We start from the raw sequence: 6743 nt of genomic DNA on the forward strand, positions 1-6743 counted from the left end.
GGGCATCCCTCCGACCAGCCGGATCCTTCCGGGCGAGGGCCTCTACGGCCCCATCGAGGGGACACCGATGCCGCCGGGCGCGGCACCCGTGCCAGCCCCGGCCGACCCGGGCAGCGGCGAATCCGCACCCCCCGCACCGCCGGTGATCCCGCCCGGTCCCGTCCCTGCTGCACCGCCGGGGGTCCCGCCCGGCGGTGCAGCAGGGACGGGACCGGGCGGGATCACCGGCGGTGCGGGGGGTGCGGATTCGCCGCTGCCCGGGTCGGCCGGGGCTGGCACGGGTGCCGCGCCCGGCGGCATCGGTGTCCCCTCGATGGGGCCGTAGAGTCCCTCGCCCGGAAGGATCCGGCTGTCCGGCGGGATGCCCTGCGCGATCTGATTGGGGTCGATCGGGTTGGGCCCCAGCGCATGCTGGCGCAGCGACAGCGGATAGTAGGGCCGGTCGCTGTTGCACATCTCGACAGTCGGTGCGCGCTTGCCAGGCTGCTCCATGCACGGTGTGTTCCGCGCGCCGCGAACGGCCAGCGGCGAATCCTGCGGCAGTTTGCAGTACAGATCGTCGGGTGTCTCGATCTCGGTGTAGTCGGCCGGTGACCGCCACTCCGATGGCGGCAGGAATCCCACCGTGCATGCCGGCGGGTCCCCGCTGGTCGCGGTGAAGTCGCCCAGCGGCCAGCCCGTCGGATTGTTCCACGGCAGCGCGAAGCCTTGGAGCGCAGCGACATACGGCGGGAAGAGCACCAACAGCTGCTCGACACCGGGGTTGTAGGTGAGCGCGATCTGACCCACCGTGGTGAGGTTGGCCAGCAGCACCGGCAGGGTCGGCTGGAGGTCGCTGAGAAGCCGGGCGGTTTCGTCTGCGGCCCCGGGGCCTGACTGCAGGATGTTGCGAACCGCCGCATCGTTCTCGTCGATCTGGCGTGTGATCCCGGCGAGGTTCTCTGCCCACTGCCGCACTGCGTCCGTCGTCTGCAGTTGTCCGTCGAGTAACGGTGCGCTGTCGTCGATCAGTCGGGCCGCCGGGTCCGCGTTGTCGGCGAGATCCGCACTGATCGCGGCCGACGAGTCGATCAGCGAGCCGAGGTCGTAACTCGAGCCGTCGAGGGCCTGCGAGGTCTCGTCGAGAAGATCCGCGATCCGTTCCTGCGGCACGCTGCCGAGCAACGCGCTGACCTGGTCGAGCATCGGCCCGACCTTCTGCGGCACACTGACCTCGTCGGCGGGGATGACCGAACCATTGCCGAGGAAGGGGCCCGCGTCGGTGCGCGGTTGCAGGTCGACGTACTGCTCGCCGACCGCGGAAACACTCCGGACCTCGGCGTGCAGGTCTGCCGGAACCCGCGGGCTCGTCGACAGGCTCAGCGTCGCCCGGGGCCCCGAGTGCGTCATCGCGATGTCGGTGACCTTGCCGACCTGCACCCCACGGACGGTGACGTTGCTGAACCGGTACAACCCGCCCGTGGACGGCAGCTCGAGCGTCACGGTGTAGCGCCCGATCCCCAACAGCGTCGGAACCTGAACGTAGAACAGTGCCATCGCGGCGACCCCGATGACCGACACCGTGACGAAGATCGCCAGCTGAGTCCGAACGAAGCGAGTGAGCATCAGCGTCCCCCGTAAGGGCCCGCGAAGATCTGGCCCGGCGGCTGCGAAGGCGCGGTGTCGGGCGACCAGTCCTGCAGGGGAGTCACAGGCAGCAGCGGCCCAGACGGAGCCTGCGGCGGGGCCGACCCGTCCTGCGGAGATGCCGGCGGGGGAGCAGCGGGTGCTGCCGCGACGACGCCGGTGTCGAGCGGGTCGTAGGTGTAATTCTCGAACCACGGATCGCCCGGGGCCGGTACGAGGGGCGCCCGTGGTTCCGCCCATCGGGTTCCCAGAGCCAAGGTGCGTCTGACTCTCGGATACGTCAGATCCAGAGTCACGAACAGATTCATGTAGTCACCCTTGAGGCCTCGGTCGATCACGTTCTGCGTGAACGGGAACGTGGTGAGGTAGGCGAGCACGGTGTCCAGGTCGGGGCCGAGGTCGGCGATGGCGCGCAGCGCCGGCTCCAGGTTGGTCAGGTTACGGATGAGATCGTCCTTGGTGTCCTCGATCAGTCCGCTGGTGGTGTCACTGAACGTGCCCAGTCGTTCGAGCGCGGCAGTGATCTGCGGTCGCTCCCGCACCAGGACCTCGAGGGCGGCCGGGATGTGGCGTAGCGCAGAATCGATGGCGCCGGTGTTCTGGGCCAGAGTGCCACTGAGCCGGTTCAATTCCTCGAAGGTCGCAACGACGTCGTCTCGTTGCTCGGCGAGTACGCCCGCGATGTCGTTGAGTCGACCGAGGAGATCGCGCACGTGGCCCTCCCGGCCGGACAGCGCAGCATTGGATTCGTGGATGATGTCGCTGACCCGGCCCAGGCTGCCGCCGTTGAGGATGGTGGACAGTGACGACAGTGTCTGCTCGGTCGACGGGTAGGTGGACGACGTGTTCAACGGCAGTGTCGCCCCCGAGGGCAGGCGGCCGCGGTCCGGCTCCCCGATCGGAGGGTCCAGGGCGAGGTGCATCGAACCCAGCAGGCTCGTCTGGCCGATGGTGGCCACCGCATTGGCGGGTATCACGACGTCGGGCTCGACGGACACCTCGACGTCGGCATGCCAATCGTCCACCGTCATGTCGGTCACGGTTCCGACGACGACGTCCGATCGCATGACCGGTGAGTTCGGTTCCAGCGTTCCGACACTGGCGATCTGAACGTGATAGACCGCGGCGTCGGCGCTACGGCCGACTGTGCCCGGCAACGGTAGCGAGTTGACCCCCCGGAACGCGCAGCCGGAGGTGGTGAGCACAACGACGACTGCGCTCGCGGTGAGCGCACGCGTCCAGGACATCGCGGTCATGACGGCGGTGCTCCGTGAGTCGGTACCGGCGCGGTTGCGTCAGCCTCCGCGGGCAGCCTGGGCGGATCCGCAACGGTGGCAGGCGGGCTCGGCGTAGAACCGGGAAGCAGAAGCGTGTCGACGGAACTCGGACCCGGCGCAGGTCCGTAACCAGGAGGAGGCGGGACGTCACCGTTGCGGCCGGTGTAGGCCGAGACCGCCGGCGGTATCTCCGGTGGCCCCGACGAGGTCCCGCCGCCCCCGGGCGCCAGGCGGGGATCGGAGTACACGAGGTTCTCGGGTTTGGCGACCGCGGCCAGCAGCGGGTTCACCGGTAACGGGATGTAGTTGAAGTTGGTCAGCCGCAGCGCTGGGCCGAGGTACTCGGCACACAGCCGACCGGTTTCGGGCGCTGTGGCGTTCTCCACCGCACCGATACCGGCGCACAGCAGCTGCAGCGGATTCGAGAAGTTCTGGAAGACAAAGGATCCGACGAAGGTGCCCATGTCCGGGTTGTACATGTTGTAGGTGTTGGCCAACGACGTCGGCGCGGCGTGCAGGATGTTCTCGACAGTGCTGCGCTGGTCGACGAGTATCTGGGTCAGATTCGCCAGTCGTTGCACCTGTTCACTGGCCTGGTTGCGGCTTCCCGCCACGAAACGCTTGGCGTCGTCGATCGCACTGGACAGGGTGGTGAGGGCAGAGTCGAGGTCGCTTCGGCTTTCGTTCACCACCGAGGTGAGGGTGGCGAAGCGGTCCTGGAACTGCACGATCTGCGCGTTGCTCTCCCGTAGCGCGCCGACGAGCCGCTGCAGGTTCTTGACGATGTCGACGAGGTTGTCGCCGCCCTCGCTGACGATCCGGGTCGACGCGGACAGCTGCTCGAGGGTTTCGCGCAGCCGCGCCCCGTTGTCGTCCATGGCATTGGCCGCACTGTCGAAGAACCGCCCCGTCGAGGTCTGGGAGTCGGCGCTGACGGGGCCGAGCTCGGTGGCCAGACGGGACAACTGGTCCTTGACTTCGTCCCACTCGACCGGAACGGCAGTGCGTTGCAAGGGGATCGAGGCGCCATCAGTCATCGTGGCGCCGCTGTCGGTGTAGGCCGGCGTCAACTGGACGTAGCGCGCGGAGATCAGGTTCGGCGCCACGATCACCGCCTTGGCCTCCGCTGGTATGCGAACTCCGTGATCGATGTCGAGAACGATCTCGGCCTCGGTGCCGTCCGTGTCGATCGTGGCGATGGTTCCCACCTTGACCCCGACGACGCGGACCTCGTCACCGGGGTAGATCGCGGTGGCCGACGTGAAGTGTGCCGTCACCCGCCAGGAGCCGAACAATGTCTGCTGGACGATAACCAGAGTGCCGGCGACGAACAGCACGATCAGCACCAGCGCGACGCCGACCGTTTGGCGTCTACGGGTTGCCGTCATTGGGAAGATCTCCAGGCTGCGGGATTCCGTTGACAGGGAACGGGAGTTCTGACCGAGGACCCGCGGTATCGGGGGGCTGGCCCGCGTTGACACCACGCCGGAACCCGAAAGCGTAGTCCAAGAACGGTTGCAGGAACTGCGAGGGGATCAGATTCGCGACGAACGCGTTGTAGTAGGCCCCCGACGCGATGGTTTCTCCCTGGGTGCGCTGGAACTTCTCCAGCCCGGGCAGCGCCGCGGCGATGTTGTCCCGGTTCTTCTCGAGCATCGCGTTGACGGAGTTCAGCTTCTCCAGCATGGGAGCCAACTCCTGTTCGTTGTCGTCCACCAGACCTGAGATCTGACGGGAGACGACTGAGGTGTTGGCAAGCAGGTTGGCGATGGCGACCCGCCGCTCGACCAGCACGGCGAGAAGATCGTTGGCGTTGAGGATCAGCGTGTTGATCTTGGCGCTGCGTTCGCCGAGTACGTCGGTGACCTGTGCTGAGTTGGCGAGCAATTGGCGCACGTCGTCGTTGCGTTCGTTGAGCAGCCGCGACACCCTGGTCAGCCCGTCGAACGTCGGCCCCAGCTGTGGCGAGATCTCGTCGAGTGTCGCAGCGAGCACGTCCAGCGACTGGTTGACACTGGCTGTGTCGGTGCCGGCGATCTGGGTCGTCAGGTCACCCACCGCGTCGTTGAGGGAGTAGGGAGACGACGTGCGGGAGACGGGGATCGGGACGCGTCGGTCCAACGACCCCGTACCCGCTGATTCGAGGGTCAGGACTCTCTCGCCGAGCAGCGACCCCGTTCGGATGTGTGCGGTGGTGTCGCCCCCGAGCGGGACGGCGCTGTTCACGGTGAACGTCACCCGCGCCTGGCCACGGTCGAGTGTCACGGCGGCGACGTGACCCACTGCGGTGCCGGACACGACGACATCGTTACCGGCTGCCAGGCCGCCCGCCTCGGCGAACAGGGCGTCGTAGCGAAGATCGCGGGCCAACGACAGCAGCCGCTCCGGCTGCAGTCCCACCGAGATGACGAGGGCGACCAGCACCACACCGATGAGGCCGGCGCGCATGAGGTGTCGTCCGCGATATTTCAACATCAGGAGTCAGCGCACCTTCCGCCTTGGTTCTTCACCCACGGAAAGGCTGCGGTTTGCCCCTCGAGATCACTGACGCGCAACGTGATTCCACACAGGTAGTAGTTGATCCAGCTGCCGTAGGCGCCCAGCCGAACCAGCTTCCGGAAGTTGCTGGGGGCCTTCTGCAGCGCGGTGTCGATCTTGTCCTTGTCCGCGTCCAACGGGATGGCGAGTCGATGGACTTGATCCACGGTGGCGGCCAGTGGGGGCCTGCCGTCGACGAGAAGATCGGTCAGTGACGCGGTGCCGTTCTCCAGGGACTCGATCGACTCGCCGATCGGGTCGCGGTCCTGCGCCAGGCCGGTGACCAACGTCTCGAGACGCTCGATGGAATCGGCGAATTGACGGTCGTCTTCGGCCAGGGTCGCCGTCAGCGTGCGCATGTTGTCGATCACCTGTTGAAGCACCTCGCTGTGATCGGCCAACGTGTTGGTGAACGTCGACGTCCTGGACAGCAGCGACTCCATCACGCCGCCCTGGCCCTGCAACACCTGCAGCAGCGATTGAGTCAAGGTGTTGACATCCTCGGCTCGTAGACCCCGGGTGAGCGGTTTCAAGCCGCCCAACAGCACGTCGAGGTCGAGTGCCTGCGCCGTCCGGTCCGCCGGGATCTGACCGCCTGCGGGAAGCACCCGTGTCGAGCCGGGTGAGTCGGCCAGTTCGAGGTAACGATCGCCCACGAGGTTGAGATAGCGTACTTCCGCGCGGGTGCCCATGGTCAGCAGCACGGTGTCGTCCGCGGTGAAGGAGACCTCGACCGTCTTGTCCGGGCGCAGTGTGACGTCCTCGACGGTGCCGACTCGGATGCCCGCCACCCGAACCGAATCGCCCGATTTCAACCTCGACACATCGCGGAAGACCGCCGAATAGGTGTGGTGGGATCCGCCCTGATAACCAGTGAACATGACGACCAGGAATGCCGTCAGCATGCCCATCACCACCGCGAAGACGACGAACTTGAATCCTGCACCTCGTACGAAGCTCATCCCGGCATTCCGATCTGCGACGAGTTGCGGGGCGGGCCGTCGATGGGCCCGAATAGCAGTTGCTTCAGGCCATCGGAGTTGAGCACCACGCCCTGGTTGCCGTATCTCCACCGGTTGCCACCGATGTCGGTGACGACGAACGGCGAGATCTCCTGCGGCTGCAGTACCGGGAGACCGACGGCGTCGCAGTTGGACCCGCCCGTGGCAGCGACCTTGGGGAGATCTCCCGGGTAGCGATAGCGCTCGATACCCCAGCCGAATCCGATGGAGACCATGATGCCCGGTTCGGGCAGTGGTTGCCCCTGGGTGAACGGGAGGATGGTCAAGTCCAGGGAGGTGG

At 66.8% G+C, this 6743-nt stretch carries 5 protein-coding genes and 1 pseudogene; all 6 read right to left on the reverse strand.

Translation table 11 applies throughout. The annotated features are described in order from the left end of the window. Nucleotides 1–42: 42 nt before the first annotated feature. The gene (locus J3476_RS27365; protein WP_207069404.1) at nt 43–1605 is read right to left on the reverse strand and encodes an MCE family protein; all 1563 of its coding nucleotides are present in this window, start codon (nt 1603–1605) and stop codon (nt 43–45) included. Further along, nucleotides 1605–2882, reverse strand: coding sequence for an MCE family protein (locus tag J3476_RS27370; protein WP_373889149.1), 1278 nt, complete (start codon nt 2880–2882; stop codon nt 1605–1607). Before J3476_RS27370 ends, J3476_RS27365 begins: the two co-directional genes overlap by 1 nt. Beyond that, on the reverse strand, nt 2879–4291 hold the full coding sequence (locus J3476_RS27375; protein ID WP_207069405.1) for an MCE family protein: 1413 nt from the start codon (nt 4289–4291) through the stop codon (nt 2879–2881). The genes J3476_RS27370 and J3476_RS27375 overlap by 4 nt, the downstream gene beginning before the upstream one ends. After that, on the reverse strand, nt 4275–5378 hold the full coding sequence (locus J3476_RS27380; protein ID WP_207069406.1) for an MCE family protein: 1104 nt from the start codon (nt 5376–5378) through the stop codon (nt 4275–4277). The genes J3476_RS27375 and J3476_RS27380 overlap by 17 nt, the downstream gene beginning before the upstream one ends. Then, complete coding sequence (locus J3476_RS27385; RefSeq protein WP_207069407.1) at nt 5378–6403, reverse strand: MCE family protein; 1026 nt, start codon at nt 6401–6403, stop codon at nt 5378–5380. Before J3476_RS27385 ends, J3476_RS27380 begins: the two co-directional genes overlap by 1 nt. Continuing rightward, nucleotides 6400–6743, reverse strand: a pseudogene (locus tag J3476_RS27390) (MCE-family protein); the annotation flags it as partial. The gene J3476_RS27385 and the pseudogene J3476_RS27390, both read right to left, overlap by 4 nt.

The organism is Mycobacterium sp. PO1, from assembly GCF_017312405.1.
GTDB lineage: Bacteria > Actinomycetota > Actinomycetes > Mycobacteriales > Mycobacteriaceae > Mycobacterium.

Coding starts and splice junctions, on each gene's coding strand:
- J3476_RS27385 (WP_207069407.1), bottom strand. CDS start 6,403: ATGAGCTTCGTACGAGGTGCAGGATTCAAGTTCGTCGTCTTCGCGGTG.
- J3476_RS27380 (WP_207069406.1), bottom strand. CDS start 5,378: ATGTTGAAATATCGCGGACGACACCTCATGCGCGCCGGCCTCATCGGT.
- J3476_RS27375 (WP_207069405.1), bottom strand. CDS start 4,291: ATGACGGCAACCCGTAGACGCCAAACGGTCGGCGTCGCGCTGGTGCTG.
- J3476_RS27370 (WP_373889149.1), bottom strand. CDS start 2,882: ATGACCGCGATGTCCTGGACGCGTGCGCTCACCGCGAGCGCAGTCGTC.
- J3476_RS27365 (WP_207069404.1), bottom strand. CDS start 1,605: ATGCTCACTCGCTTCGTTCGGACTCAGCTGGCGATCTTCGTCACGGTG.